Genomic DNA, 24,999 nt, shown 5'->3' with positions numbered 1-24,999 from the left:
TTTTATATTCAACACCCTGCCGCAATATGCTAAAATCAAGCTATAGCAATAGATTACAATGGTTTTACGTTATGCTTTTAAAGCAAATTTTAACCCAAAATTAACCAATACACCCTACCCGATTTGGCAAATAAATTTTGATTGCCACGGTTTATTATTACTTTTACACATCAAAACTTTGCTAACACTATGTCGCAGCCCATACTATCGCTTAAAAACATAACTGTATACCAGGAAAACAATACTGTACTTACTGATATTGACCTTGATGTAAATCATGGAGAGTTTATTTACATTATTGGCAAAACAGGATCTGGTAAGAGCAGCCTGATGAAAACCCTTTATGGCGACCTTAAGCTACGCAGGGGCGAAGGCACTTTTGTAGATTATGACCTGGCAAGGCTTCGCGACCGCGACATCCCTTACCTTAGGAGAAAAATAGGCATTGTTTTTCAGGATTTTAAACTGCTACCCGATCGTAATGTGCACGAAAACCTGTTGTTTGTACTGAAAGCCACAGGCTGGAAGGAAAAGACAGAAATGAACATTAAGATTAACGAAGTACTGGACAAAGTAGGCATGAAAAGCGCGCTTACAAAAATGCCTCACCAGTTATCAGGCGGTGAGCAACAGCGTATAGCCGTGGCCCGTGCTTTGCTAAACGACCCGGAAGTTATCCTTGCCGATGAGCCTACAGGTAACCTTGATCCGCAGACGAGTGTAGAGGTTATGCAGTTATTAAGGGAGATTAACCAAAATGGTAAGACCATTATTATGGCTACGCATGATTATGCCCTTATAATGAAATTCCCGGCAAAAACACTTAAGTGTGATGAAGGTACCCTGTTTGAAGTAGTACAAAAAACGGTGTAACACTTCTCAACTACTAACCTCCTCTTAAATGCTTAAAAAATTACACGACGCAATTATATCTAAGCCCATTACTGCTTTACTTATTACGGGGTTGTTCTTTAGGCTCTTGATAGTTATTATATATCAACACGTTACAATATTCCCGGATTCCGGGGGATACATAGAACTTGCAACACTTATATCGGGCGGTAACATTAGCGGATATACCGGCGAACGTACTCCGGGCTATCCTTTGTTACTAAGCCTTTGCGACAATAATCTTTCTATCGCTGTATTTTTACAAATTATACTGGGGCTTATTACGTGTATTTACATTTACAAAACACTGCTAATTACCGGCTTTAGAAAAAACACTGCGGTTTATATTTCCATAGCTTTAGGTAACCTGCTAAATATTATTTTCTATGAAATTAATATATTGACAGAATCTCTTACGCTGTTTTTTATTACCGTGGCACTATATAAAATTTTGGCCCTTTTTATAAATGGTTATAAAGGTTTTGGACTGGTATTTTTAATTAGCTTTCTGCTGGGTTACCTTACTTTTATAAAGCCATTTTATTTTTATATCCCTTTTATAATTTACGGGCTTTACTTTCTACAATCGGCATCTTTTAAACGTATTATCAGCCCTGTAATAATTATACTTATCCTTCCGTGTATCTCATTCTTTGGCTGGTGTTATGTAAATAACGTTAATACGGGGCAGTTTACCTCTACCACATATTACGGCCTTAACATAGCGCAGATATGCGTAAGTTTTGCAGAAAACGTTCCGGATGAGTACCGCACTATAGGCAATATTTATGCCCACCATAGAGAACTGGCAATAAAAAACAACCAGGATGTTGCCATGACAATATGGTTTGCTAAAGCCGACTTAAAAAAAGCAACAGGGTTAAACGATATTGAACTCTATACACTTTTAGGAAAATATGGTAAAGCAGCCATAAGCCAGAATACTACAGGTTATTTAAAACAAGTTGCAATATCCTGGCTGAGCTTTTGGGGGTCTGACATTTACTGGAACTACGAAGATTTTGCAATACCCATAGCCAGGAAACCACTGCTTGCACTCTGGTTTCTTACAAAGGGAGGCGTTATTATTTTTAGTAAAATAATATTCATTCTTTTTACTCCCGTTTACCTTTTTCGGTTTTTTAGAACACGAGTTGTTAGCGCTCAGGTTGTTATTTATGCCATTGTATGGGCAGCATCAATAGCACAGGCGTTAGTGGCGTTTGGTACTAATGCACGCTATTCTTTTCCTTTTGAGGTAACGATAGTTATATCTGTGCTTATTACCGCAGATAAATACCTGAGAAAATATTTTCCCGGAAAAAACCTTCTAAACACACCTCAGCCATGATCTCTGTACTAATACCTGTATATAACTACAATGTACTGCCATTAGTAGAAAATGTAAAGGCACAATGCGATGCTTGTGGCATTATTTATGAAATTATTGTTTTAGACGATGCGTCAAAAAACACAGCATTTATAACACAAAACGACCCGATAAACGACCTTGATTATTGCCACTATGAGGTATTGCCGGCAAACATTGGCCGTAGTGCCATACGCAATTTACTAGGGCAGAAAGCACAATACAACTGGATGCTTTTTCTGGATGCCGACGTGCTGCCGGTAGACGGTATGCTGATACAAAAATATCTGCCATTTCTTACCAACAACATTAAAGTAGTTTATGGCGGCATACGCTACCAGCCGGAAAAACCTGCCCAAAGCCAGATTTTAAGGTGGCATTATGGTAATGCACGTGAAGCTTTACAGGTAGACAGCCGAAAGGAAAATCCTTACCTGAGCCTTCTTACCCTTAACTTCTGCATCCATAAACAAATATTTGAAACAGTACGGTTTAATGAAACCATACCTAACTTGAGGCATGAAGACACTTTATTTTCATATAACCTCAAGCAACATAATATTACAATAGAACATATAGGTAATCCGGTGTATCATTTGGGGCTGGAAAGCAGTGAGATTTTTCTTCAAAAATCTGAAGAAGCCGTAATTGGCCTGCAATACCTCATTAACAATAATCTAATAAGCCCGGAGTATTTAAAAATTTCAGGTTATTATAACACCATCAAAAAAACAGGATTGCTTCCGTTAGCCCGTGTTTGGCATAAAGTAACGGCAAAAGCACTGCGTAACTATTTTTTAAGACCTAATCCGTCTCTTTTTATTTTTGATTTATACAGATTAGGATATCTTTGTTCATTAAAATAACATAAATGTACAGCACTGGTAAAAAGTTATTATCTAAAATAGTAAGCCGTAACTGGCTTATAAAAAATGAAGAAGTCTTTAGGGGCATTTATTCTGTTATTTATAAAGGTAATAAGCATCAGTGTACCGTTTGCAATAAAAAGCTCAGCACCTTTATATCATTACCCGGCAATGATTTGTTATGTCCCAATTGTGGCAGCCTTTCGCGAGACAGGAGGCTGTGGCAGCTGGAACAGCAATACCTGAAGCCAGGAATATCGATGCTTGATTTCTCTCCTTCGCGCTGCCTTGCAAGAAGGCTCCTGAAAAGAAATGACATTAACTACCTGAGTACAGATCTTTCTGATAATTTTATTGCCAGGCATCGTTTTGATATAACTAATATAAACCTTGCCGACAGTAGCGTAGACTTTATAACCTGTTACCATATATTAGAACATATAGAACAAGATAGCAAAGCTATGGCAGAACTATACCGGGTTTTAAAGCCGGGTGGCACAGCACTCATACAAACGCCCTACAAGAAAGGCGACATTTATGAAGATTTTACTATTACTGAGCCTGCAGAACGTGAAATACATTTTGGGCAGGATGACCATGTAAGGATATATTCTGTTGAAGGACTTAAACAAAGGCTTGAGAACGCGGGGTTTACGGTAGCAGTAAATACGTTTAAAGAAGATTTATACGCTGGGCTAAGCGCAGATGAAACCGTATTGATACTTAGCAAGCAATAGCATGCCTATATTTTCAATTATAATTCCTTTATACAATAAGGAAGCGTTTATTGCTGATACCTTAAACAGTGCGCTATCTCAAACATTTACAGATTTTGAAATTATTGTAACAGATGACGGATCTACAGATAACGGCCCGGCAATTGTTAAAAGCCATACTGACCCCCGCATTGTTTATAAGCGCATAAATAACAGCGGTGTTTCTGTTGCACGCAACACCGGTATTGAAATAGCCCGCGGCGAAATAATCGCGTTTCTGGACGCAGATGACTACTGGGAACCTCAACACCTTGAAACGCTCTATAAATTATACATAGATAACCCAGCCGTGGGTATGCTTACTGCCAGATACATGATACGCATAGGAAAAGGCATGCTTAAAAAGCCTTTTTTTCAGGGAATTGACGATAACTATTCCGGCATAATAAAAGATGCCTTTTATTCCAGCCTCATCAACCGTGTGGCGGTAACTTCGGATGTGGCTGTACCAAAACACGTTTTTTCTAAAACAGGAATGTTTAATGAAAATGTGACGCATTTTGAAGACACAGAACTGTGGATTAAAATAACGAATAACTATCCTGTAGCAATTACTAACCAGTATACTATGGTCTATAATTTTGACATACCCGAAAGCTTGTCAAGAGAAAAAATGAAGTACCGTAAAATAATGGACTTTACCCAATTTACTGAAGAGGAAAAAAATAACAAGAGCCTTAAGGCTTTTATTGACATTTACCGTATAGAATATGCGTTAAAATACAGGATAGAGGGAGATCTTATAAATGCAGGCAAACTCTATAGAGCCTCAGATGCTTCTGCCATACATTATAAAACAAAGTTTCTTTTTATGCTTCCCCCATTTGTACTGCGCAGTATGTTATTTGTAAAGCACTGGCTACACCGCAAGGGTATTGCTTTTTCTGTATATAATTAGTTTTCTTTTTTAAGCGCAACAAACTCATCATATTCGCGTATGTAATCTGCTTCATCAAACACATCCTGTGCAATAACCAGGCATACAGCCCCCGATGAAAAGTTTTTTAGTTCGCGCCATATACCGTCTACTATATGCAGCCCTTTTGCAGGATGATTAAGCGTGTATGCTTCTTTATTGGTTCCATCATCAAGAATCACATCAAAGCTACCGCTTAGGGCTATAAGTATTTCATGTTGGGCAATATGAGAGTGCCCTCCCCTTTCTGCACCTCCGGGAACGTCAAACAAATAATAAATCCTTTTAAAAGCGTAAGGTATTATACCCTCCTCTATGAAAGAAAGATTACCCCTTGAATCTTTAACTACCGGAAAGTTTATGTATTGTATATCGCTAAGCGTTGTCTTCATGTGTTATTTTTAGTTGATTTTTGCCTTTAAAGGCATATTGTATGCAGCTAAATACCCGCCATGGTTTTACCTTGCCCGACTTTAAATCGTATGCCAGCTGTACCCCAAGCCAAATGAGAAATTTGTGTTTAAATATCTGTGCCAGGTATGCCCCGCGTATGCGATAGTTTTCCTGAAGGGTAATAAGATCGCTGTCTTTAATGGTTTTATGCGAAACTATCGTTTCAGGATAATGGCTTATAGTATGGCCTGCATCATGCAGTTTGTTTAAAAGCACAGGCTCCTCTCCTAACGGAAAAGTACTGCCAAGTCCAAAACGCGTGTCAAATTGCACGTTAGAGTGCCTTACAATATCTATGTTTAATGCTATTTCCCACGATGTACTGTTTAAGCGCCATAAAGCATTTAGATTCTGCACAGGTGTATTGGGATATTTTCTGAAAGGTATACCCTCAAAGTTAACTGTTACAAACTTTACCGCAGCGCTTTTGGGGTAATGGTTACAGCCTTTTACTATTTTTTGGTCAAAACCTTCTAAAAAAACAAGGTCATCATCAGTAATATAACCTATCTTTTTTGATGCATTTTTAACCAATAGGTTACGGCTACGGCTAAGCCCGCGTTCAAACGAGTTTATAACACGTACGCTTGGGTAGGCCGATGTAAGTGTATTCTCTTCGGTAGTTTGGTTAACGATCAGGATGTTAAAATCTGAAAAATGCGCAAAGGGGAACATTGGCACTAAAAAATCAAGGTTCGTCCTGTTCATGGTCGACAACAAAATTTCGATATCTGATTTTTTTAAAGCTCCTGCCAATTGTTTTATATTTACAACAAATATAAAAATTAAAGGCTGTACATGAAAATACTTTTAGTGGGCGAATACAGCAGGCTGCACAATTCTCTTAAAGAAGGTCTGGAAAGCCTGGGCCATCAGGCAGTAATTGTAAGCGATGGCGACAGCTTTAAAAACTATGGTTCGCAGTATTCTGTTCGTTCACGATATTTTGTCCATCCTTTTTTAAACAAGATAAGAAAAGGCATTTACAAACTTACAGGTACCGACTTTGAAAAGACCGAGAGAGGCTTGCGCTTTTTAATGCTCCTGCCCCAGCTAAAGGATTTTAACTATATACAACTTATCAACAGCGATGCCATAGGTACACACCCCTGGTTGTCAAAAATTATTTATAAAAAACTGGCAGCTCTAAACGCACCTATATCCCTGTTAGTATGCGGAGATGAAACACCGGTGATTGATTATGCACTTTCTGAAAAACTAAGGTATTCTATACTTACCCCTTACTTAGATAACAATGGGCTTGCAAAAATGTATCAGTACACTTTAAAATATGGCCAGAGTAATTATCGTAATGTATTTAATTTCTTAGCGGTAAAGGCACAAAGCATCATTACATCTGACCTTGATTACGAAATTCCTATGCAGGCAATGGGTTACAAAACCCATTTTATTGCAAACCCTATAAATACTAATAAAATACACTTTTTGCCTCTGGAGGTAAAAGATAAAGTTGTTATCTTTTTAGGAATTAACCGGCTTAGTTACATTAAAAAAGGTATTGTTTTTTTTGAAAAAGCGCTGGAAATCATTGCCGAAAAATATACTGACAAGGCTGAGATCATCATTACAGAGAACATTCCGTATGCCGAATATATTAAGATTTATGACCGTGCCCATATACTGCTCGACCAGGTATATGCTTACGATCAGGGGTATAATGCCTTAGAGGCTATGGCTAAGGGTAAAGTAGTTTTTACAGGTGCTGAAAGCGAATTTATGGCACACTACAACCTAACCGAACCTGTAAATTATAATGCACTACCGGATGCTAAAGCTATAGCAGATTCGTTAAGCTACCTTATAGAAAACCCTGACGAAATTATTGCTACGGGTAAACGTGCACGTGCATTTATAGAAAAGGAGCATGATTATAAAAGGATAGCGGGGAGGTATTTAGAGGTATTTAGAGGTGTGGGGAGGAATAGAAATCCTTTCTAAAATAAAAAAATAATGCTATAGCTAATATGAGATTTTCAAAAGCATATGCAATCGTGGCTCCTTCGGCTCCGTATTGTTTTATTAATATAAATGACAATACAAAAAGAATCAGCGAAGATATAATTTCGGTTATTATATAATCTTTAGTCAATCTTTTAACAAAAAATTGTTGAGCAAGTATAAATCCGCAAGCTTTAAATAAGTCTCCTGCCAGTTGCCATTTGAATAAACCGTCCATAGCCATAAAGCCATCACTTAATAACATTTTGATAATAGCAACCCTTAGGGAAAAAATTAAAATCAAGCCTGTTGCAAAAAAAGGCATAATATATTTATAATAGCTCAACAATAATTTAGCCTTTGAGTTGTTATCTGATTTTTTTGATAGTTCTGGTAAAAAGTAAAAATTTATTAGAGTAAGAGGAAACATCATATAAAATGATGAAAACCTATTAATGGCATCCCAATAACCCGCCTGTTCCTCACCTGCATAAGTCATTATAAAATCTCTGATAAAAATGAAAAGGACTGGGGCAATGAATGCCGTAACAAACATCATGGCACTATAAGAAAAGAAATATTTTAATAAACCTATATTAAACTGTGTAACACTAAATGAATAACTATCTTTAAATGATTTAATTATGGGACCAACTGAAAAAATAAATGTCAGTACAGGAGTCAAAATAAGTCCTAATATGGCACCATCTATTCCTTTTTGCCAAATTAAAAATGCTGAGAAGATAACCCCAAAAATATTACTAAATATATTTATGAGTATAATATTTTTATACTTGCCTAAACCATTTAGCAATGATATAAAGAAAATACTTGCCGTATAAATGGGCAAAAAGACTGCAAGTATACGAAACATAAAATAAAACTCTACGTTTCCATTAAATACTAAAGAACTTATTTCGCCCGAAAAACAAAAAAGCAAAACAATACTAATTAACACAGCCATACTAATTAATGCTGCCGAAGTAACAATTACTTCCTTAAGCCTTATCTCGTCGTTTTGAAACTCTGCAGTAGTTTTTATTATCCCATTTTGAAGCCCTAACATTGAGAAAGTTTCTAATGAGGTTAGAACATTTCTAAAGCTTCCTGTTATTGCCATACCCTGAGCACCAAGAAAAGTAGCAACAATTTTAGAAGATACAATCCCTCCTATTACTCTTACGGAAATATTAATTAAATTTAATCCGGAAACGTGTAGTAATCTTGAGTATCTGAATTTATTAAAGCCCACCTAGATATTTTTAATTATTTTAGCTGGATTACCCGCTACTATTGTATTCTTAGAGACATCTTTGGTCACTACACTACCGTTACCAATAACTGCGTTGCATCCTATTTTCACTCCCTTTAGAATAGTCACGTTTGAGCCTATAAATACATTATTGCCAATTTCTACAGGATTTGCAGTAGAGTCATTAGTCCTATTTTGAGGATTTGTGTCATGCCCATCAGAATCCATTATAGAACAATTTATACCTATAAGTACATGGTTCCCTATTGTTATACTTTTCATGGCGACAGCCGAAAAGCCATTGTTTATGGAAGTATCTGAACCAATAACTATAAAACTATCACTAAATCTGGCTTCCAAATATATATAATGAGAGTAAAAATTGGAAGATGTTACTACTCCTGCCTGAACACGTTGCCCAAAAGAGATATTCCCTTTACCACTAAGAAGCAAAGGGTGATACACATCTGGATATCCTTTTACATTTTTGCAGGTTGACAGAGATTTAAATTTCCATATCCTCAAAGTAACAAATAAAAAGTAATTCAATCTTCCAGGTAGCTTCATATTGTAATATTATCTAAAAAATAAAAATTAGCCGTATCAACCTCATAAAAATTCTGAATCAGGGTACTGGCACCATAGCTCTCTTTCCAAAAAATCAGACCTCCGTTGAGCCTTCTTCCCTGAGCCTCATTAGATATACCAAAATCAAAATATTTTTTATCTTTAAAAAGATCAATCAGAAAGGCATAAAGATAATCAAGGCTGCCAAGCGCATTATTATTTTCTGTACCGCTAATGTATTGCGGATGTGCTACAGTATCTGTCAAAAAAATCGTAGTACCCGCCACTATTTTACCGTTATGGTATACGTTAAAGTGCCTTATATATTCAGGAAAGTGTTGCTTAAGCAACTGCATTTCTTTAAGGGTATGTACCGGTGCTGCTTTGTGCTTTCTATAAAGGTTTGGAATTAATATTTTATCCCAGAACAGCTCTAAATTATTATCCTCTATAATTTCCAGGCCATTGCCATAACCACGTCTTATAGCTTCCTTTCTGGTTTTAGAAAAACCAGGGGCAGAAGAATTTTCTATTACAGAGAGACTGTCCCTTCTTATAAGTTTTGCATTAGCCAGAAACATTGTGTACTCCAGCTCCTGTGAGGGTATTTTATGGTATATAGCAGGTATGCTTTTTATAAAAAGTTTCTGTAGGCCTTGTACATTGAGATACTCCAGAATGCTTTTAATAATCAATATAACCTCAGAAAGGTGGATCTTAAAACCAAGCACAAGCCCTCCATAAGTAAGTCCCCAATGTGAGTATATATTACCATCCGTTATATGTGCCGGCAAAAGCGCCTTAAGTTTATTGTCTTCAAAAACAAGAAGCGAGTAATCTTCAAACCGGTCAGCATGGTAATCCATAAAGCTCCGGTCAAACAAAAATGTACCGTTTTTAGAAGCTTTTACAAAGCTATTCCATTTCGCCTCATGGCTTTTGTTATAACGTTCTATGCTATACATCTATTCCTTCTTTTGAAATACTACATTTCCGCCAGCATCAATGTAGCGGTAAATACCTTTGGGCTTTTCAGCATCTATATAACTGTCATCCTCCTGAAGATTTTTAAGCAGGGCTTTATCTTCTGAAAGGTTTGCAAATACTACCCTGAATAAGTTTACCGATGTTTTAAGGTTTGCATCATAATCAGTATGATTTTTATCTCCCCATTTTATAGTACACAATGCGCCATACATACTTTTAACTAATAATGGGTTATCAGTTTTCGTTTGGCTTTGCAGGCTCGTCTCGAACCCTACAAACCCGCCATGGTCTGCAGCTATCACAATAATCCCATCAGGATCTTTCTTTTCAATTTCAGATATAAGTTGCTTTAACCAAATGTTTGCCTGCTTAACGCCCTCAAGATACAACCTGCGCTCTTCTTCTTTTCCTTTAGAGTTAAAAACAGAAATATGGCCGGGTACCATGCGCTCAAAGAAGTAGAAATGGGATCCGGGTGCCGGCTTCATATTTTTAAAATCTTCAACAACATCTCGGGTAAGATCCCAGGCATCTTTTAAATAAGGCAAATCAGTATAGCTAAAGTTAGCAGTGTCATAGCCTAAATCCGGGCGACTCATTAATAAGTAAGGCCTTTCTGTTATGAAGTGTGTCTTGTAACCGTTATGTTTTAGGGTTTGCAGTACGGCATTATTGCCCATAATAATGTTACGTGCATTGTATTTTTCTACATCCCCTTGTAAGTAATGGTGCTTCATACTAAACATTGATGAATTAGACAGTAATGTAGAATAATAATTAGACCTGTAATTAGTATAAGTTGTAAAGCCTGTTTGCTTTAAATATGTCTCAAATTCAGCATTATCAAAATGATATATGACCCCATCAAGATTCTCTTTACTTGCATAGCCATCTGGCTGTATGTAATAAATATTAGGCTTTTGCTTAAAGTCAGCTGTTAGTATACCGTCGGGCTGGACTGTCCAGGCATCTGATGATGTAGCATAAGCATAGGCATCTGTTACCAGAGGAGCAAGGTTAAATAACGAAAGGAATAAAAGCAGCACGACAAACAGCTTATAGTACCCCGAAAAACGCAATGATAATACAATTGATAGTAAAATTACCCCCCCGAAAATATAGCGCTTTAGATCTCCTAGAAAACTCAGCTCTAATAAGTAATAAGCTATAAACATAGCTATTACAATAAACAAAAAATGCTTTTTGTATTTTGTAAGCTTAGCAATTTTGTAGCCTGTAAATAAAACTACTACAGGTAGCGCCAAATAATAGCCTACAAAAAAAAGAAACTGGCTCCAGGAGGCAGCCAGAGCCAGGTTTTTTGAATAATAATAAATTATCATGTACAAACCTATTGCAATGCCTGCAAGCAATGGCACATCTTTAGGGCTTGTAATAAAGTTTACTATTTTTAACCTTAGTTTTTCTATCATTGGTTTCTTTCAAATAAATAAAGAGTACGGCTTGTACCTTGAATTACCGTTTTTTCTACTATACTAAAATATTCTTTATAATCTTTCTCAAAGTTTTCGAGGTTATAATAATCAAAATGCCCCCTAAACTCACGCTTACTATCCAGCAAAAAACTTACCCATGAGTCATCCCTATCCGGAAATTCGATGATAAGGTACTTAGAAAGCTGTGCAAAATATTCGGCCGACATTAAAAACGGCACATTACCGGTAAGCGATATGTGATGGATTAGTGCAAGCGCAAGCGACACATCAAACTGCGAGCTAATAAGACGATCCTTTAACGACTGCCTTTCTTTATTATTAAACCCTATGCCAGCCGGCGGGTTCATAAGATCGCACACTACCGGAATAATGTTTTGTTCTTTATTTTTAAGTACCTGAGTATAGTTTTGGTTTATCGCATTAGCATCAATATCTGTTGTTAAGATAAGGCTTGCTTTTGCTGTCAGTACACGCGAAAATGTACCGTCATTACCACCATGGTCTATTATTTTATCTGCCTTAATTTTATCAACCCAGCTTTTTACCAGTTCTTTTTTATGGTCAAAGGCCGCTTTGTCATAATTTGTAACCGCATAGTAATTGTTCCATTCGGTCTTTTCATTTATGTTGAGCCCTTTAATATAATCATATAAGGCATCAATAATTTTAAGCTGTGCATTTTTAGAAATTGCAGCCTTACCTCCACCCTTTGCCTTATTTTTATCGGCACTGTACTTACCTTCATATTTAGCCGTAAGGTATAGGCTGGTATATAAAATTGTACTAAAACGCGCTTTAAACGGCAATAGCTCAACCACTTTTTGCAGCGATAAGCCATCAATATACTGGTGCAATAATTTTAGCATATCGTTACCAAAATATTTTGCCAGGACAAGCGGACCTAAAAAGTGCATTAAAAATTGCTTATACGCTCGCCACGGCTCACCATCGGTGTAATTTTCTATAGAGAGTGTATCTATAAATACAGGTGCACCGTTATGAAACGTTATATTAAACGCTGTAGCATCTTTAAGCGAGAAACCATTTTGCAGGCAGTACTTTTGTAGCTTTAGGGTATGCAGCGCAGCGTGCTTATATTGCGCAAAACTCCATTCATAAGGATATGTTACAAAAGGCACCTGCTCTGCTTCCAGCACAATAGCATTTGCATTTGCACTAATTTCTTTATGCGGTATGAGTAGCTTTTTTTCAAAAAGCTTTTCAAAAAAGCCTGCTTTTTTAATCGCCTGGTACTGGTCAAAATACACAGGGTTAATATGCCTGTACACCTTACCTCCCGAAACCTCAACATAACCGGAAGGATCCCTAAACGAAGAACTATGCCTATTTGTTGCTGTCATCCGTATCATCTATATTGCCCATTAGGTCATCATCCTGCTGCTTTTTTCCAAAAACAGATTTTATGCCTATAGCAACTCTTTTATAAAAAAGAGCCACAGATGCTCCTACTGCCACAATAGCCTGTACAACAAGCGCTCCCGTTCCTGGGTCAAAATATAAAAAGGGTAACTTCATCTTATTTTTAAAATATCCGCTAAAATAGCAAATTATAAACAATCATGGTATTTAATATAACGCAACCTTTTAGCAATTGATTGTATAATCATACTTTGGCATTAACATATTTTTTATAATTTTAGAAAAATTATTTTGCCGTGAAAAAAACATTACTCCTGGTTTTATTTTTACTGGGTTTTTCCTTTGCAGGTAAAGCACAGGTAAACATCAACTTATATGAGCAGTTTAATGGCCGCTATGATTTTACTTTTGTAGGAAACACATTAAATACTGAAGAAAACGGAGTTACCGGCCCGTGCACTATACTTACACAATCATCTGCAAACCTTAGTCTTAATGAAGGTGACACCGTTTTAAAAGCCTATTTATACTGGGCCGGATCTGGTACCGGAGATCTAAATATAAAAGTAAACGGCACCGATGTAACAGCCGGACGCAATTTTGCGGCAATTTATACATCTAATGAGCAAGACTGTGTAGGCTGTCCTATATACACACACGATTATGACTTTTTTAGTGCCTATGCTGATATCACGAGCCTTGTACAGGCACGGGGCAGAGGTACATATACCATATCTGACCTTGACCTGACCAATGTAATTAATACTAACGGTACCGGAATAAATTATTACTGCAGGCGTGGGTTAAACTTTGGGGGCTGGGCTATCGTAGTAGTAGTTCAAAATGAGAACCTGCCACTTAACCAGCTTAACCTGTACGACGGTTTACAATATGTACCCAGCTCAATAAACATAGAACTACCCAGCCTTAATGTTATTGATAATGAAGGTGCTAAAATAGGTTTCCTGGCCTGGGAGGGAGATGCGGGAATTTGGGTTGAAGAGACGCTTAAGATAAACAACAACACATTATCTAACCCTCCGCTAAACCCAAGTAACAATGCTTTTAACGGTACTAATAGTGTAACAAGGTCCAACACGCTGTACAACATGGATCTCGATATTTACGATATTCAGAATTATATAGATATTGGCGATGACAGTGCAGATATATCATTAACATCGGGGCAGGACTTTGTAATGGTTAATGCAATAATGACCAAACTGAACAGCCAGTTGCCAGATGCTACCATTACAGTAGACAACATAGACAAGCAGTGTAACTCGCGCAGCATGGCTGTACATTATACCGTACACAACACTAACAGTACCGATGTATTGCCTGCCGGGGTACAGGTAGGTGTTTACATAAACGGACGCCTGTTTACCACATTTTCTACTACTGTTGCACTTCCTATAGGTGGCAGCACCAGTGGCATAATAACGCTTAACATTCCTGCCGCTTATGGAGAGGAATTTGAACTCTTGTTTGTGGTAGACTATAACTTTGCCCAGAATGAAACCGATGAAACAAACAACAGCTATAACCTTAACGAAACACTTTGGTTTCAGGCTAATGTAACTCCGGGCAATATCAGCGCATGCGAAACAGCGCCGGGATCGCAACAAGGGCTTTTTGATTTTTCGGCTTATGCCGAATCGCTTAAAGACGACCCTACAGATGTGGTTACGTTTTACGCTTCAATGGCCGATGCACAGGTTCCTCAAAATGCCATTGGTAATATTACAGCTTATCCGTCCGGTCCTGCCGTAAGCACCATATATGTACGTGTAGAAGATTCAAATGGCTGTATAGGTTATGGTTCGTTTCAATTAATTGTAGATGACTGCCTTTATCCAGATGCTGTTATAAGGGCAGATAATTTAGCACAAACATGTGGCGGCCGCAGCATAACCCTTACCTATACCGTTAGCAATCCGGATGGGCGCGATGTACTGCCCGCAGGTACGCCCATAGGGTTTTATGCTAACAATGTACTGGTTGGATCTGCGGTAACCGGCGTAGAGTTACCCATAGACGGAAGTACTACTGCAACCATTACTTTGAACATCCCTGTAGGCGTTCCGTTAGATTTTACGTTGATCTTGCGTGTAGACAATGGAAATACAGTACAGGAAATTATAGAAACAAACAACAGCTTTACACTACCGGTAAGCCTGTGGGTTGCCCCTGCCCTGCCTACTGTGATACCAAACCTTACCGAATGCGAAACAGGTAATGGGACTAACATTGGTATTTTTGACTTCTCGCAATACGAAACCTCTCTAAAAGATGAACCCACAGATACCGTAAGATTCTACACCACACAACAAGATGCCGAAACCGGGGGTACTAATAATATACAAGACCCGGCAGCTTATACGTCAAACGGTACTAACCCTCAGCTAATATATGTACGCCTAACAGATGTAAATGGTTGTTACACCATTGGTACGTTCTCGCTAATAGCCATTGACTGCCTTTTCCCGGATGGGGTTATAGCCATTAACGGACTGGTACAATCGTGTGACTCGCGCGATATTGTAGTGCAGTATACTGTAAGCAACCCAAATAGTTTTGACATACTTCCGGCAGGTACTTCTATAGCTATTTATGCAAATGCAACATTACTTACCACTACACAAACTTCTGCAGATATCGCAATTAATGCAAGCGTAACGCAAACCATTAGCCTTAGCATCCCACTAAGCTTTGGCCTAGATGTACAGCTGGAATTTATTATAGATGATAACGGCACAGGTGTAGGCAGCGTACAGGAAACTATAGAAACAAACAATAACAGTAACATTTTCCTGCTGCATTTATGGGTATCTCCCATATTGCGACAGCCAGCCGATGTAGAAGCCTGTGAAACCTTTAACGGATCAGCCGTGGGTAGTTTTAACTTCTCGGCCTACCTGCAATCGTTAAAAAACAATCCTAATGATACCATTACGTTTCACCGTACCCAAGCCGATGCTGATAATGGCACTGCCGCTATTGATACTCCGGCAGCTTATGTAGTGGCTCCGGGCACACAGGTATTTGTACGCCTGCAGGATGAGCACGGCTGTTATGACACTAAAGTGTTTACACTAAATATTATTGACTGCTACTTTCCTGACGGAACAGTTGTGATTGAAGATGTATATAAGCAGTGTAACTCGCGCATTATACACGTACATTATGACGTGAACAACTTTAACGCTACAGATTTATTGCCTGCCGGTACACCTATAAGTATTTATGTAAATGGTGAGTTTCTTGACTATACCGAAACGATAGAAGATATTGCTATTGGCGGAAGCGAAAGCAACTTTATTACCCTTACCATACCGGTGGGTGTGCCACTAGATTTTAACCTGACTTTTGTAGTAGATGATACCGGAGACGGCACAGGCACAGTAGTCGAAATAGACGAAACTAATAATAGTAATACCCTGACTACATTCCTGGTACTATCGCCTGTAATTACACAACCTGATGACATTGTACTTTGCGACCAGGGGTTTGGCAATGCTACATTCGATTTTTCTGCATATGCAGAATCACTTAAAAACTACTCTACCGAAACAGTTGCCTTCTACACCACACAGCAAACCGCTGACCAGGACATTGACCGTATTTATAACACCTCGTTGTTTAAAACAACAGAGAACCCGCAGCGCATTTATGTACGTCTTGATAACGGCACCTGCCACACCACGGCATCGTTCCTGCTGCGTACTAAAAAGTGTGCTCCCGTTACCTATAACTATGTTACGCCAAATGGCGATGGGTATAACGATACCTTTTTTGTTGAAGGATTACGCAACATTTTCCTCAACTTTAAAATGAGCATTTATAACCGCTGGGGCAACCTGGTATGGACGGGGAACCACAGCCAGGCCGACTGGGATGCCATATCAAACGAAGAAAAAGTGGGCACTGAAGGAACTACTGTACCTAACAGCACCTACTACTTTGTGCTGGAGCTTAACGACCCTGATTTCCCTAAGCCTATTACCGGATGGGTATATGTAACGAAGTAAAAGTATGAAAAGAAAATTATTAATTATTATTGGCATAATTTCCTTAATATCCTGTAAATCATTACCAATGCAAAATGATAAAGCATGCTCGATTGTTTTATATCATATTGATATTGTTGAAAGTTTTGTAAAAAAAGGCTACATTGAAGATGCTACATCTTTATATTGTTCAATTGTCTTTTTAGAAGAGCTCACTAAAATAAAAAGTGATTATACTGAAGAAAAAGATATGTTTTACATACCTACTGAAAAAAATATAAAGGGTTGGAAGAAATGGTATAAAAAAAATAAATCTAAAATTTATTGGGATGAAAGTAATGAAAAAGTAAAATTAGAAGTTCTAAAATGACATCACCCTGCTAGCGCAAGCATCTTGCTTGTGCCCCTTATCAAAAATAACACTATAACAACCTTCTTTCTGGAAAGCATCTTTCTGATTGTCGCGAATTCAAAATAATAAAAGAAGCAGTGTCAAAAGTTCTTATATAAGCATTTTTGTCATCCTGACGAAGGAAGAACCTCCTGTTAAACAATTGATATTAAATCAGTTGAGCCTTGAAATTTCTTCATTCCGCTGCGCTACATTCAGAATAACACTTTTCACACAGCCCTTTTACCCCCGCTGGCGCAAGCATCTTGCTTGTAGCTTTTAAGAATTATAAAACACGCTTCTATATTAATAGCTGTTATGTATTCACAAGCAAAACACTCGCGTCAGCGAGCAAAGAGGATAAGAAGTGGAAAACTGAATAATCTAAATAAATTAATTATGAAAATTTGTACATTATTATGGCTGTTAATATACTGTAGCCAATCATTTTGTCAAAAAATGGAAACTATAGACTCAACCTCAGTTATATTCAAGGCAAATCTTTTTACTACCAGCGAATATGGGATAGCAAGTAAAGAAAATATTTTAAAAGATATTGAAAGTCAGAAAGTTATTTTTTTAAAGACAAAATATAAAAGCTTTTCTTTTTTGAAAATTGAATTTTCTCAACCTTATAGAACATCAGATATTTCAAGTTTGACCTTAAACAGATCTTGTTCATATTATTTGGCATTTAATATAATAAAAAAAAGATTTTATAAATTGGGAGGTTTTGATAATCTGGATATAGATGACTTCATTAATGATTTAGAATTGCAAGAGGGAACAAATACTATAGACTGGGTCAATCGTGATGAAATTGCAGAGATTAATATTGATCGCTTATATGACTATTTTAAGCTGAACAAAAAACAACGATTAAAACGAAAATTTAGTTGCTTTGAATGTTGTTCTCAAAACACAAAAACATACTATATTGAAAATTGACTAATATAGCCCCTGCTGGCGCAAGCATCTTGCTTGTGCCCATAACAACACGTTATATAAAGGTAAAAGCCGTATAAATCACTTTATACGGCTTTATAATTATAATGGCACTACTACACTAACTCTTTAAAGTAGTTAAGTAGTATTTTATCATTTTCATACATTGGGGTAAATACCTCCAATATCTTAGGTTTTCCGCTTTCGCTGAAAAAAGTAGTAAGCTGCTCTTTTAACGACACTTCATCATTCGCTGTAAGGTAATCAAACCCATACATTTTAGCCAGATGCTCTGCGGTAAGGTTGTGGGTCGTTTCAAAATAGGTATTAAAAACCGGCGTTTCCTTATGCCCGGGCAATATCCTGAAGATACCGCCGCCTGCATTGTTTATGAGTATAATTTTAAAATCAGCGGGAATATAATTGTTCCACAAAGCGTTGCTATCATACAAAAAGCTAATATCTCCCGTAAGGGCTATTGTTGGTTTGCCGCTTGCAACGGCAGCACCTACCGCTGTGCTTATGCTACCGTCAATACCACTCGTGCCACGATTGCAAAACACCTCTATAGACGAATCTATATCAAACAGTTGCGCATAGCGTATGGCAGAACTGTTGCTTATCTGTAATTGTACATTTTGTGGCAATTCAGGCAACAAGATGCCAAAAGCCTTATGGTCGCTAAATGGTATTGCATCCTGGTAAATATCGTGCTTTATTTTACGAAATGCTTTTAAAGCTGTTGCAGTAGCCTTATAGCTACTTTCTACCTCGCTTACCAATGGTAAAAAGTGCTGGAAGAACTCATTTGGCGTGGCCTCAAAATGTCTTGTAAGCGCACTATAGGTATCATAAGCCCTGTGGCAATCAATATGCCAGTGGTTAGCAGGCTTATACTTTCGCAGCCATGCCTTTACCCTTTTGCTCACCACCATACCACCAAAGGTAAGGAGCACATCGGGCTTCCAGGCTTCAAAATCATCTGCCGTAAAGGGCGTGATTATAGTATCTATACTGTTAAGAAATGTAGGATGGTGCAGGTTGCTGGTCGTCTCGGTCATCACCACCACAGACGGATCTGCTGCCAGGTAGTTGATGATCTCGGCATCAATACTGTTTGGATAGTTTACGCCAACGAGCACCAGTTTCTTTTTAGCATTATTCCATATATTGGCATAATGCTGTAAATCTTCATTAATTACTTTAGGCATTATAGAGGCATACTGTACATCTATCTGCACGGTAGGCGCATCAATCGTTTCATACAGCGGCTCTTCAAAAGGCGCGTTTATATGCACCGGCCCCAGCCCTATCTTGGCTTCGGCAATGGCCTTATTAATCAACAGGTCATTTTCAGGAGATGCCTCCCCTGTTAAATTTGCACTGTAAAGTATATGGTTTGCATATACATTTTCCTGACGGATGGTTTGCCCATCGCCAATGTCTATCTTGTCGTGCGGCCTGTCGGCAGATATAACAATAAGCGGAATCTGGCTGTAAAAAGCTTCAGCCACCGCAGGGTAATAGTTAAGCAATGCCGAACCTGATGTACACACCACGGCCACAGGCTTTTTAAGCTGCTGAGCAAGCCCCATACCAAAGAACGCTGCGCTGCGTTCATCGGCTATACTGTAGCACGTAAATTCAGGATTATTGGCAAAGCCAATGGTAAGGGGCGCATTGCGCGATCCCGGCGATATAACAATATCAGTAACTCCCTTGGCAAGGCATATTTGTATAATGCTTTGTGCCAAAGGTATTTTTGGGTAAATCATTTTGAATGTTCAGGGTTTGTTGTTCGGGGTTTGTAGTTTCTACAGTTACCAAAACTATAAACTACAAACCCCAAACTATAAACAATTTAAGACTTTAACCAGTCTGTAATTTCAGGGTCGGTAGGCAGTGTTTTAGGGCTAACTACTTTAACCAGTTGTCCTTTTTCGTTGATAAGGTATTTCTGGAAGTTCCATTGTACCTCACTGTCTTCAAGTCCGTTCTTACTTTTTTGGGTAAGAAATTTATAGATTGGCGCCATATCCTCTCCTTTAACCGATATCTTATCCATCATAGGGAAAGTAACACCATAGTTTTGCTGACAAAAAGAAGCTATTTCCTGGCTTGTTCCCGGCTCCTGGCTGGCAAAATTATTAGCAGGAAAGCCTACAATTACAAGGCCTTTATCTTTATATTTTTCATAAATAGCCTCCAGGTCTTTATACTGCGGTGTAAGTCCGCATTTAGATGCCGTATTAACCACAATAACCTTTTTACCTTTAAGGTCTGCAAAGTCAAAAGGCTTTCCATAAAGGTCTGTTACTTTAAACTGGTAAATTGTTTCTGTAGCCATAGGTTTTGTCTTATCGGCCTTAGCCTTATTTTTAGCTTGCGCCTGCCCTTCCATGCTAAAAAGCATCAGTAGACCGCACGCCATTATTACTATATTTTTCATGCTTAAAATTTGATATAAAATTACGGAAAATCCTCTAGTTTTTAGCCTTTGGGCAAAAATAAACCCTGCACTGGCAGGGTATGGTATGTTTAGTCTATTTCTTCAAAATCTATATATTCACCCACTTTAGGTTTTTGCTCTGGGCGCTTGGCTGGCTCTTGTTGCTGTTGCTGGCGCTGATTGTTTTGGGCATTATAAAATTCCTGTTGGCGTTCGTGCATGGTCTGTCCTGCTTTTTTAACCATTTGCTGCACCAGTACCGGCGCAAGCATTTTCATTAAAAACTTAACGATATAATATATCAATACAATCGTTACTATTGCCTTGATCAAACCTGTAAGTGATGCTGTATCCATTATCATAAAATTTTTGTAAAAGTACGCAATGCTGTGTTTAAAATTAAAACGCCCATCATAAAATAATAATAAAAGTACTACTTTTGAAAAACGTAATTATCTTCAATCAATAAATACGCCAAACATGAGGTTTAAAACCAATTTTTATATAACTGCCTTTTTGGCATTTTCACTGGGCGCTGCCGCACAATATACCGAAGAGATAAATACTAACCGCCCCGGACAAAGCATGGGCGCCTTTGCAGTGGGTAAAACCATAGCACAAATAGAAACCGGCATTAACGGCATAAGACAGGAACACGACCTGCTGCGTACAAAGTCTACAGGCGTAGGATTAGACCTGGCTATAAGGTATGGTGCTTTTGTTGAAGAGCTTGAGTTTATTGCCGATATGCAGTATCGCTTTGACCAGTATAAAGATGCCATTTACACCTATAACCGAAACGATTTTAGCCGTTTTACGTTTGGTGCAAAATATCTTATTTACGACCCTAACAAATATTACACGCCCGAGGTAAATGTAAAAAGCTGGAAGGCTAACCACAAATTTAAATGGCACTCTGTAATACCATCTATTGCGGTATATGCCGGAGCAAATTTATTTAACGACAATCCATATACCTTTCCTGAAGACAAAATCAGCCCGAAGGGAATGCTAATATTACAAAACAACTTTGCAGGCTGGACCTGGACAAACAATATTATTGCTGACAAAATAGGCACAGAATACCCAAGCTATGGCTGGATTACCACCATAACACGTGGGTTTAGTGGCAAGTGGGCAGGCTTTTTAGAATTTCAGGCTTATAAAAGCGATTTTTATGCCGATGGCGTAGGCCGTGTGGGTGCTACTTATATGTTTACCGAAAATATGCAGTTTGATGCAAGCATAAGCGGCAACTTTAAAGATACACCATCTGTACTGTATGGCGGTGTGGGCTTTTCATGGAGGTTTACTGCAAATTACCAGGATGTAATGATGCCCGGTAAAGGCGACCGCGAAGACCTGCTGAAAGAAGACCAGGACAAACAAAAGAAAGACAAAGACAAACGTAAAAAAGAAAAGGAAGCGCGCCTAAAAGAACTTGAAACCCCTGTAGGGCCGCAACCAGACGGAAACTAAGCCATGATTACCATAAAGGAAGCCATTACAAAGCAGGAACTTAAAGATTTTATTAAATTTTCTTTTACCCTATATAAAGACAACCCTAACTGGATACCACCACTTATTAATGATGAGTTGGCGGGTTTTGATAAAAACGAAAACCCTGCCTTTGAAAATGCCGAAGCTTACTTTTACCTTGCATACCGCGATGGTAAAATAGTAGGTAAATTAGCCGCAATAATAAACTGGCAGGAAGTTAACGAACAACAAAAAAGCAAAGTGCGCTTTGGCTGGTTTGATGTTATAGACGATATTGAAGTTACAAAAGCGCTACTTGAAAAAGTATACGAGCTGGGCAGAAAGCATAATTTAGAACACGTAGAGGGGCCTATGGGGTTTAGCAACCTAGACAAGGTAGGCATACTTACCGAAGGCTACGACCAGATGGGAACCGCCATTACCTGGTATAATAATGCTTATTATGTAGATCATCTTACCCAACTGGGGTTTGAGATTGAAAAGAAATTTATAGAAAGTATCTTCTCTTTTAATAATGTAGACCCTGCGCTGTTTATGAAAGCCAGTGCACTGGTTAAAAAACGTTATAAGCTAAGGGTTTTACCTCTTACTACTACAGCCCAGATAATACCGTGGGTAGATAAAATGTTTGACCTGTTTAATTCTTCTTACGCAAGGCTGTCATCATTTGTGGCGGTATCAGACAGGCAAAAGGAGTATTTTAAAAAGAAATACATTGGGCTCATCAATCCTGAATACATAAAATTTATTGTTGATGAGAACGATACGCTAATATCCTTTAGTATTGTAATGCCCGATTTTGCACCTGCACTTAAAAAAGCAAACGGCAGCCTTTTCCCTTTTGGGTTTTACCACTTGTTAAGGGCACGTAAGCACAGCAAGGGTGTTGCTTTTTACCTGATAGGTGTATTGCCGGAATACCAGAACAAGGGCGTAACTGCCATTGTATTTGAAGAATATTTTAATGTATTCAGTAAAAATAAAATTGAGCAGTGCATCCGCACGCCTGAGCTCGAAGAAAACCACGCCATACATAACCTGTGGAAAAACTTTGACCCTAAAGTACATAAAAAGCGTGCTACATTTATAAAGAACCTTTAAAAGTCTTAAAGACGAAGGTCAAAAGAGTTGAAAGGCAAAAGGCTTAAAGTCGAAAGGCTGAGAGGCCTGCTTTATTATTCCGACGATAGGAAGAATCTCGATAAAGATTAATCAGTACAATATTTTTTAGATTCTTCACTTCGCTAAAGCTGCGTTCAGAATGACAAAAAACCATAAACAAACAAAGGGCTGCCTCAGTGAGACAGCCCTTTGTTTGTTTATATATCTTTAAAAAATTACCTTGAATAATTAGGTGCTTCTTTAGTAATAGTAACATTGTGTGGGTGGCTTTCTGCAATACCGCTTGAGGTAAGGCGTACAAACCTTGATGTTTCCTGCAGTGTTTTTATATCTTTAGCACCACAGTAGCCCATACCGGCACGTAGTCCGCCTACAAACTGCAGCATACTTTCAAAAAGTTCGCCTTTGTAAGGTACACGCCCTACGATACCTTCCGGAACCAGTTTCTTGATATCGTCTTCCACATCCTGGAAATAACGGTCTTTACTGCCTTCCTGCATAGCCTCTACAGAGCCCATGCCACGGTATGATTTAAATTTACGTCCCTCAAAAATAATGGTTTCACCAGGGCTTTCCATGGTACCGGCAAGTAATGAACCAAGCATTACACAATCTGCCCCGGCAGCAAGTGCCTTAGGGATATCGCCTGTATAACGAATACCGCCATCTGCAATAACAGGAACACCTGTGCCTTTAAGTGCAGCACCTACTTCGAGTACCGCGCTAAACTGAGGGAAGCCTACACCGGCTACCACACGCGTAGTACAAATAGACCCTGGGCCTATACCTACCTTAACAGCATCTGCACCATTTTCGGCAAGATAAAGCGCAGCCTCAGCAGTAGCAATGTTACCCACCACTACATCAAGCTCAGGGAATCTTGCTTTTACTTCTTTTAGCACCGTAACAACACCTTGTGTATGCCCATGCGCAGTGTCTATAATCACAGCATCTACACCGGCTGCCACAAGCGCCTCGGCGCGTACAACTGCATCGGCAGTAACACCAAGGGCGGCAGCTACACGAAGGCGGCCAAATTTATCTTTATTAGCTATAGGCTTTCTGTTAACCTGCGTAATATCCCTAAAGGTAATAAGGCCAACAAGTTTATTATCGCCATTAACTACCGGAAGTTTTTCAATCTTATGGTTTTGAAGAATCTCTTCAGCTACATCAAGCGTAGTACCTTCAGGCGCCGTAACAAGATTTTCTGAAGTCATTACCTCTGTAATAGGCCTTGCAAAATTTTTCTCGAAACGAAGGTCGCGGTTAGTAACAATACCTTTCAGCGTTCCGTTTTCATCTACCACCGGTATACCACCAATGCCATATTCGCGCATAGCGTTTTTAGCATCTTTAACAGTAGCGGTAAGTGCAAGTGTTACCGGATCCAGTATCATACCACTCTCAGCCCTCTTTACTTTACGAACCTCAGCAGCCTGCTTTTCTATGGTCATGTTTTTATGCAAAACACCTATACCACCTTCGCGAGCCATGGCAATAGCCATAGAACTTTCGGTAACGGTATCCATAGCGGCAGAAACCACAGGGGCGTTAAGGGTAATGTTTCGGGAAAATTTAGATTGTATGTTTACTTCGCGTGGTAATACTTCGGAGTAATTTGGAACAAGAAGAACATCGTCGTAGGTTAAGCCTTCTCCGATGATTTTATTTGTGTGTGCTTTCATGTTGCAACTTGTAGTTAAATT

At 38.5% G+C, this 24,999-nt stretch carries 23 protein-coding genes; 11 read left to right on the top strand and 12 right to left on the bottom strand.

The window, feature by feature from the left end; all coding sequences use genetic code 11:
- The first annotated feature begins 189 nt into the window (after positions 1–189).
- From DYH63_RS03585 to DYH63_RS03565, 5 genes are read left to right on the top strand one after another with little or no spacing between them, the layout of a single operon-like run.
- A complete protein-coding gene (locus DYH63_RS03585; RefSeq protein ID WP_116787501.1) occupies positions 190–873 on the top strand; it encodes a cell division ATP-binding protein FtsE in 684 nt (227 codons plus the stop codon).
- A 28-nt stretch (positions 874–901) separates the two neighbouring features.
- A complete protein-coding gene (locus tag DYH63_RS03580) occupies positions 902–2,242 on the top strand; it encodes a hypothetical protein (protein ID WP_162926911.1) in 1,341 nt (446 codons plus the stop codon).
- Positions 2,239–3,126, top strand: coding sequence for a glycosyltransferase family 2 protein (locus tag DYH63_RS03575; protein ID WP_116787499.1), 888 nt, complete (start codon positions 2,239–2,241; stop codon positions 3,124–3,126). Before DYH63_RS03580 ends, DYH63_RS03575 begins: the two co-directional genes overlap by 4 nt.
- A 5-nt stretch (positions 3,127–3,131) precedes the next feature.
- On the top strand, positions 3,132–3,863 hold the full coding sequence (locus tag DYH63_RS03570; RefSeq protein WP_116787498.1) for a class I SAM-dependent methyltransferase: 732 nt from the start codon (positions 3,132–3,134) through the stop codon (positions 3,861–3,863).
- A 1-nt stretch (position 3,864) separates the two neighbouring features.
- On the top strand, positions 3,865–4,800 hold the full coding sequence (locus DYH63_RS03565) for a glycosyltransferase family 2 protein (protein WP_205528276.1): 936 nt from the start codon (positions 3,865–3,867) through the stop codon (positions 4,798–4,800).
- Here the strand turns inward: DYH63_RS03565 and DYH63_RS03560 are convergent.
- On the bottom strand, positions 4,797–5,210 hold the full coding sequence (locus tag DYH63_RS03560; RefSeq protein ID WP_116787497.1) for a sugar 3,4-ketoisomerase: 414 nt from the start codon (positions 5,208–5,210) through the stop codon (positions 4,797–4,799). The two genes, DYH63_RS03565 and DYH63_RS03560, sit on opposite strands and share 4 nt — an antisense overlap.
- On the bottom strand, positions 5,194–6,027 hold the full coding sequence (locus DYH63_RS03555) for a glycosyltransferase (protein WP_162926910.1): 834 nt from the start codon (positions 6,025–6,027) through the stop codon (positions 5,194–5,196). Before DYH63_RS03555 ends, DYH63_RS03560 begins: the two co-directional genes overlap by 17 nt.
- A gap of 42 nt (positions 6,028–6,069) precedes the next feature.
- On the opposite strand from DYH63_RS03555, the gene DYH63_RS03550 reads away from it, so the two are divergent.
- Positions 6,070–7,230 carry a glycosyltransferase family protein gene (locus DYH63_RS03550; protein ID WP_116787495.1) on the top strand — a complete coding sequence of 387 codons (1,161 nt, stop codon included), beginning with the start codon at positions 6,070–6,072 and terminating at the stop codon, positions 7,228–7,230.
- On the opposite strand, the gene DYH63_RS03545 is transcribed toward DYH63_RS03550, so the two are convergent.
- Genes DYH63_RS03545 through DYH63_RS03520 form a run of 6 tightly spaced genes read right to left on the bottom strand, consistent with a single transcriptional unit; the run spans position 7,196 to position 13,029 of the window.
- Positions 7,196–8,482: an O-antigen translocase gene (locus DYH63_RS03545; protein WP_116787494.1), complete on the bottom strand. Its 1,287-nt coding sequence runs from the start codon at positions 8,480–8,482 to the stop codon at positions 7,196–7,198. The two genes, DYH63_RS03550 and DYH63_RS03545, sit on opposite strands and share 35 nt — an antisense overlap.
- The gene (locus DYH63_RS21725; protein WP_116787493.1) at positions 8,483–9,049 is read right to left on the bottom strand and encodes an acyltransferase; all 567 of its coding nucleotides are present in this window, start codon (positions 9,047–9,049) and stop codon (positions 8,483–8,485) included. It lies immediately after the preceding gene.
- The gene (locus tag DYH63_RS03535) at positions 9,046–10,014 is read right to left on the bottom strand and encodes a GNAT family N-acetyltransferase (RefSeq protein ID WP_116787492.1); all 969 of its coding nucleotides are present in this window, start codon (positions 10,012–10,014) and stop codon (positions 9,046–9,048) included. Before DYH63_RS03535 ends, DYH63_RS21725 begins: the two co-directional genes overlap by 4 nt.
- A complete protein-coding gene (locus tag DYH63_RS03530) occupies positions 10,015–11,469 on the bottom strand; it encodes a sulfatase-like hydrolase/transferase (protein WP_116787491.1) in 1,455 nt (484 codons plus the stop codon).
- On the bottom strand, positions 11,466–12,854 hold the full coding sequence (locus DYH63_RS03525; RefSeq protein WP_116787490.1) for a class I SAM-dependent methyltransferase: 1,389 nt from the start codon (positions 12,852–12,854) through the stop codon (positions 11,466–11,468). The genes DYH63_RS03530 and DYH63_RS03525 overlap by 4 nt, the downstream gene beginning before the upstream one ends.
- Positions 12,838–13,029 carry a hypothetical protein gene (locus DYH63_RS03520; RefSeq protein WP_116787489.1) on the bottom strand — a complete coding sequence of 64 codons (192 nt, stop codon included), beginning with the start codon at positions 13,027–13,029 and terminating at the stop codon, positions 12,838–12,840. The genes DYH63_RS03525 and DYH63_RS03520 overlap by 17 nt, the downstream gene beginning before the upstream one ends.
- A 140-nt stretch (positions 13,030–13,169) precedes the next feature.
- On the opposite strand from DYH63_RS03520, the gene DYH63_RS03515 reads away from it, so the two are divergent.
- The 3 genes from DYH63_RS03515 to DYH63_RS03505 all read left to right on the top strand — a co-directional run bounded on the left by DYH63_RS03515 (position 13,170) and on the right by DYH63_RS03505 (position 18,222).
- On the top strand, positions 13,170–16,904 hold the full coding sequence (locus DYH63_RS03515) for an FIDD domain-containing protein (protein ID WP_116787488.1): 3,735 nt from the start codon (positions 13,170–13,172) through the stop codon (positions 16,902–16,904).
- Positions 16,905–16,908: 4 nt separating this feature from the next.
- A complete protein-coding gene (locus tag DYH63_RS03510) occupies positions 16,909–17,253 on the top strand; it encodes a hypothetical protein (RefSeq protein WP_162926909.1) in 345 nt (114 codons plus the stop codon).
- A gap of 480 nt (positions 17,254–17,733) precedes the next feature.
- Positions 17,734–18,222 (top strand): hypothetical protein, encoded by a 489-nt coding sequence (locus tag DYH63_RS03505; RefSeq protein WP_116787486.1) that lies wholly within the window; start codon positions 17,734–17,736, stop codon positions 18,220–18,222.
- 113 nt (positions 18,223–18,335) lie between these two features.
- On the opposite strand, the gene menD is transcribed toward DYH63_RS03505, so the two are convergent.
- The 3 genes from menD to DYH63_RS03490 all read right to left on the bottom strand — a co-directional run bounded on the left by menD (position 18,336) and on the right by DYH63_RS03490 (position 21,024).
- Positions 18,336–19,994 (bottom strand): 2-succinyl-5-enolpyruvyl-6-hydroxy-3-cyclohexene-1-carboxylic-acid synthase, encoded by a 1,659-nt coding sequence (menD, locus tag DYH63_RS03500; protein ID WP_116787485.1) that lies wholly within the window; start codon positions 19,992–19,994, stop codon positions 18,336–18,338.
- Between the two features lie 86 nt (positions 19,995–20,080).
- A complete protein-coding gene (locus tag DYH63_RS03495; RefSeq protein WP_116787484.1) occupies positions 20,081–20,668 on the bottom strand; it encodes a glutathione peroxidase in 588 nt (195 codons plus the stop codon).
- 89 nt (positions 20,669–20,757) lie between these two features.
- On the bottom strand, positions 20,758–21,024 hold the full coding sequence (locus DYH63_RS03490; protein WP_116787483.1) for a DUF4834 domain-containing protein: 267 nt from the start codon (positions 21,022–21,024) through the stop codon (positions 20,758–20,760).
- 124 nt (positions 21,025–21,148) lie between these two features.
- Between DYH63_RS03490 and DYH63_RS03485 the strand changes: the two genes are divergently transcribed.
- Together DYH63_RS03485 and DYH63_RS03480 are read left to right on the top strand one after the other, a co-directional pair.
- Complete coding sequence (locus DYH63_RS03485) at positions 21,149–22,147, top strand: transporter (protein WP_116787482.1); 999 nt, start codon at positions 21,149–21,151, stop codon at positions 22,145–22,147.
- A 3-nt stretch (positions 22,148–22,150) separates the two neighbouring features.
- Positions 22,151–23,269, top strand: a complete 1,119-nt coding sequence (locus DYH63_RS03480) for a GTP cyclohydrolase (protein ID WP_116787481.1) — start codon at positions 22,151–22,153, stop codon at positions 23,267–23,269.
- Between the two features lie 236 nt (positions 23,270–23,505).
- Here DYH63_RS03480 and guaB read toward each other — a convergent pair whose 3' ends face one another.
- Entirely contained in the window at positions 23,506–24,978 is a 1,473-nt protein-coding gene (guaB, locus tag DYH63_RS03475) for an IMP dehydrogenase (protein ID WP_116787480.1), read from the bottom strand.
- Positions 24,979–24,999 lie beyond the last annotated feature (21 nt).

It is taken from the genome of Flavobacterium psychrotrophum (genome assembly GCF_003403075.1).
Taxonomy (GTDB): domain Bacteria; phylum Bacteroidota; class Bacteroidia; order Flavobacteriales; family Flavobacteriaceae; genus Flavobacterium; species Flavobacterium psychrotrophum.
The sequence above is the reverse complement of the archived record's forward strand: the minus strand, read 5'-3'. Positions and strand labels throughout refer to the sequence as shown.

What these genes read in the sequence shown, in the direction of transcription:
- DYH63_RS03585 (WP_116787501.1), top strand. Translation starts at nt 190, where the DNA reads ATGTCGCAGCCCATACTATCGCTTAAAAACATAACTGTATACCAGGAA.
- DYH63_RS03580 (WP_162926911.1), top strand. Translation starts at nt 902, where the DNA reads ATGCTTAAAAAATTACACGACGCAATTATATCTAAGCCCATTACTGCT.
- DYH63_RS03575 (WP_116787499.1), top strand. Translation starts at nt 2,239, where the DNA reads ATGATCTCTGTACTAATACCTGTATATAACTACAATGTACTGCCATTA.
- DYH63_RS03570 (WP_116787498.1), top strand. Translation starts at nt 3,132, where the DNA reads ATGTACAGCACTGGTAAAAAGTTATTATCTAAAATAGTAAGCCGTAAC.
- DYH63_RS03565 (WP_205528276.1), top strand. Translation starts at nt 3,865, where the DNA reads ATGCCTATATTTTCAATTATAATTCCTTTATACAATAAGGAAGCGTTT.
- DYH63_RS03560 (WP_116787497.1), bottom strand. Translation starts at nt 5,210, where the DNA reads ATGAAGACAACGCTTAGCGATATACAATACATAAACTTTCCGGTAGTT.
- DYH63_RS03550 (WP_116787495.1), top strand. Translation starts at nt 6,070, where the DNA reads ATGAAAATACTTTTAGTGGGCGAATACAGCAGGCTGCACAATTCTCTT.
- DYH63_RS21725 (WP_116787493.1), bottom strand. Translation starts at nt 9,049, where the DNA reads ATGAAGCTACCTGGAAGATTGAATTACTTTTTATTTGTTACTTTGAGG.
- DYH63_RS03535 (WP_116787492.1), bottom strand. Translation starts at nt 10,014, where the DNA reads ATGTATAGCATAGAACGTTATAACAAAAGCCATGAGGCGAAATGGAAT.
- DYH63_RS03530 (WP_116787491.1), bottom strand. Translation starts at nt 11,469, where the DNA reads ATGATAGAAAAACTAAGGTTAAAAATAGTAAACTTTATTACAAGCCCT.
- DYH63_RS03525 (WP_116787490.1), bottom strand. Translation starts at nt 12,854, where the DNA reads ATGACAGCAACAAATAGGCATAGTTCTTCGTTTAGGGATCCTTCCGGT.
- DYH63_RS03520 (WP_116787489.1), bottom strand. Translation starts at nt 13,029, where the DNA reads ATGAAGTTACCCTTTTTATATTTTGACCCAGGAACGGGAGCGCTTGTT.
- DYH63_RS03510 (WP_162926909.1), top strand. Translation starts at nt 16,909, where the DNA reads ATGAAAAGAAAATTATTAATTATTATTGGCATAATTTCCTTAATATCC.
- DYH63_RS03505 (WP_116787486.1), top strand. Translation starts at nt 17,734, where the DNA reads ATGGAAACTATAGACTCAACCTCAGTTATATTCAAGGCAAATCTTTTT.
- menD (WP_116787485.1), bottom strand. Translation starts at nt 19,994, where the DNA reads ATGATTTACCCAAAAATACCTTTGGCACAAAGCATTATACAAATATGC.
- DYH63_RS03495 (WP_116787484.1), bottom strand. Translation starts at nt 20,668, where the DNA reads ATGAAAAATATAGTAATAATGGCGTGCGGTCTACTGATGCTTTTTAGC.
- DYH63_RS03490 (WP_116787483.1), bottom strand. Translation starts at nt 21,024, where the DNA reads ATGGATACAGCATCACTTACAGGTTTGATCAAGGCAATAGTAACGATT.
- DYH63_RS03485 (WP_116787482.1), top strand. Translation starts at nt 21,149, where the DNA reads ATGAGGTTTAAAACCAATTTTTATATAACTGCCTTTTTGGCATTTTCA.
- DYH63_RS03480 (WP_116787481.1), top strand. Translation starts at nt 22,151, where the DNA reads ATGATTACCATAAAGGAAGCCATTACAAAGCAGGAACTTAAAGATTTT.
- guaB (WP_116787480.1), bottom strand. Translation starts at nt 24,978, where the DNA reads ATGAAAGCACACACAAATAAAATCATCGGAGAAGGCTTAACCTACGAC.